We start from the raw sequence: 2142 nt of genomic DNA on the forward strand, positions 1-2142 counted from the left end.
CTCGCCCTGTGGCTGCTGTCGCTGCGCTCGGTGGACCTGGACGGCATGGGGGACCTCGGTCTGCTCCAGGTGCTGCCCGTGACGTTCTGGATCGCCCTCGCGGTCCTCGTCCTCGGCTTCTGCGCCGCGGCGGCCGACCGGCGCACGTCCCACCGCTGGTACGCGGCCTACACCCTCACCCTGATCGCGGTCGTCCACGCCACCCCGCCCCTGCTCTACTCCGACCTGCGCTACGCGTGGGCGTGGAAGCACGTGGCCGTCGTCGACGCGATGGTCCGCAACAACGGCGAGGTGCCCGACGCCGCCGGGCTCGGCATCTACAACCAGTGGCCGGGCTTCTTCCAGTTCAACGCGCTGCTGCTGCGGGCCACGGGACTGCACTCGCCGCTCGGGTACGCGATGTGGGCCCAGGTCCTGGTCAACGTGCTGCTGCTGGGCCCGCTCCTGCTGGTCTACCGGTCGGTGACGACGGACCGGCGGCTGATCTGGGGCGCCGTGTGGATCTACTACACCTGCTCCTGGGTCGGCCAGGACTACTTCGCGCCACAGGCGTTCACCTTCCTGCTCTACGCCGCCGTGATCGCCCTCGTCCTCAGGCAGCTCCCGACGTCCCGCGTCCCCGCCCGGGGGGTGCCCCGCCGGGGCTGGCCACCGGGCCGGTTCGTGCTGCTGCTCGTGCTGGAGGCGGCGATCGTCACCTCCCACCAGCTGTCGCCGCTGATGCTGATCGGCGCGCTGCTGCTGCTCTCGCTGCCCCGGCGCAACCGCCGGGTGGTGCCGCCCGCCCTCGCCGGGGCGCTGGTCCTGAACCTGGCCTGGTACGCGACGGTGGCGAAGCCGTACGTACGGGAGAACCTGGGCGACTTCGCCGGCGCCCTCACCCGCCCCGAGGCCAACGTCTGGTCCGGGCTCAACCGGCTCGCCGACGCCCCGCCGAGCCAGGTGGCGGTCTCGTGGATCGACCGCGGGCTCTCGGCGGGCGTGTTCCTCCTGGCCGTCGCGGCCTTCGTGGTCTGCCGCTGGACCCGGCGCACGCCGATGCCGCTGCTCGCGCTCTCCCCCCTGCCGCTGGCCCTGGTCAACGCCTACGGCGGCGAAATGGTCTTCCGTGCCTACATGTTCGCCCTGCCGGCCGCCGCCTTCCTGATCGCGGCGCTGCTGGTCCCCGTCCTCGGCCGGCTCACCGCGCGGGCGGTGCTGGTGCACGTGGTGCTGCTGGCGATGCTCGCCGGCCTGATGTTCGGCTACTACAGCAAGGAAGCGATGAACCGCTTCTCGGCCGACGAGGTCGCCGCCACCCGCTATGTGACGACGCGTACCCCGCCCGGCTCGCTGCTCGTCTCGCTGACCTTCGCCGCGCCCGGCCTGGAGATGAACTACGACCGGCACGAGCGCACGGAGATCACCGAGGAGAGCGTGCGGACCCGGCGTCTGCTGGCGCGCGACCCGGTGGCCGGCCTCGCACCGCTGCTGGGGCGGGCCGGCGACAAGCCCGCCTACATCCTCGTCAGCAGGGCCCAGGAGGCGGACGTACGGCTGAACGGCGCGCTGCCGCCCGGCTTCGCGGCGCGGCTGAAGTCCGCCCTGGCCCGCGCCCCCGGCTTCACCGCGGTCTACCGCGGCCCCGACGCCGTGGTGTACCGCTTCGACCCTCCGCCGCCCGGGAGGCCCCGATGAACCCGCCGCGCGCGATCCTGGCACTGTCCGGCTGGACGGCGCTCGCCACCACCGCCCTGCCGGGCGCCTCCCCGCTCCGGGTGGCCGCGACGGCGGCGTTCGTGCTCGTCTGCCCGGGTCTGGCGGCCGTCCTGCTGTGCACCGGCCGCCTGCCGGGGCGCGCGGCGGGACGCACCGCGCTCCTGGAGTCCGTGACGCTCGCCGGCGCCGTCAGCATCGCCCTGGCGGCACTGGTCGCCGAAGTCCTCTTCCTGGTGCGGGTGTTCACCCCGGAGCGGGCGCTGCTCGCGCTGGCCCTGCTCACCTCCGCCGCCGTCCTCGCCTCCGGCCTGCGGCCGCGGGGCACACCCGCGGCCACCCGGCGCCGGTGGCCCGCCCGTCCGCCGCGCCCCTCCCCCGCCCGGCCGTACGCCCCCCCGGAGCAGGCGCATGGACCGATGACCCGCTTCGGCCCGACCCGCGTCC

General features: G+C 74.6%; 2 protein-coding genes. Both read left to right on the forward strand.

Annotation, left to right across the window (positions count from 1 at the left end; all coding sequences use genetic code 11):
* Positions 1 to 1677 (forward strand): hypothetical protein (locus SZN_RS41805; RefSeq protein WP_007506159.1); only part of this gene is annotated, 1677 nt, incomplete at its 5' end.
* Positions 1674 to 2142, forward strand: a 469-nt coding sequence (locus SZN_RS36800) for a hypothetical protein (protein ID WP_007506161.1), incomplete at its 3' end; no start/stop codon positions are given. The genes SZN_RS41805 and SZN_RS36800, both read left to right, overlap by 4 nt.

This window comes from Streptomyces zinciresistens K42 (assembly GCF_000225525.1).
Taxonomy (GTDB): Bacteria; Actinomycetota; Actinomycetes; order Streptomycetales; family Streptomycetaceae; genus Streptomyces; species Streptomyces zinciresistens.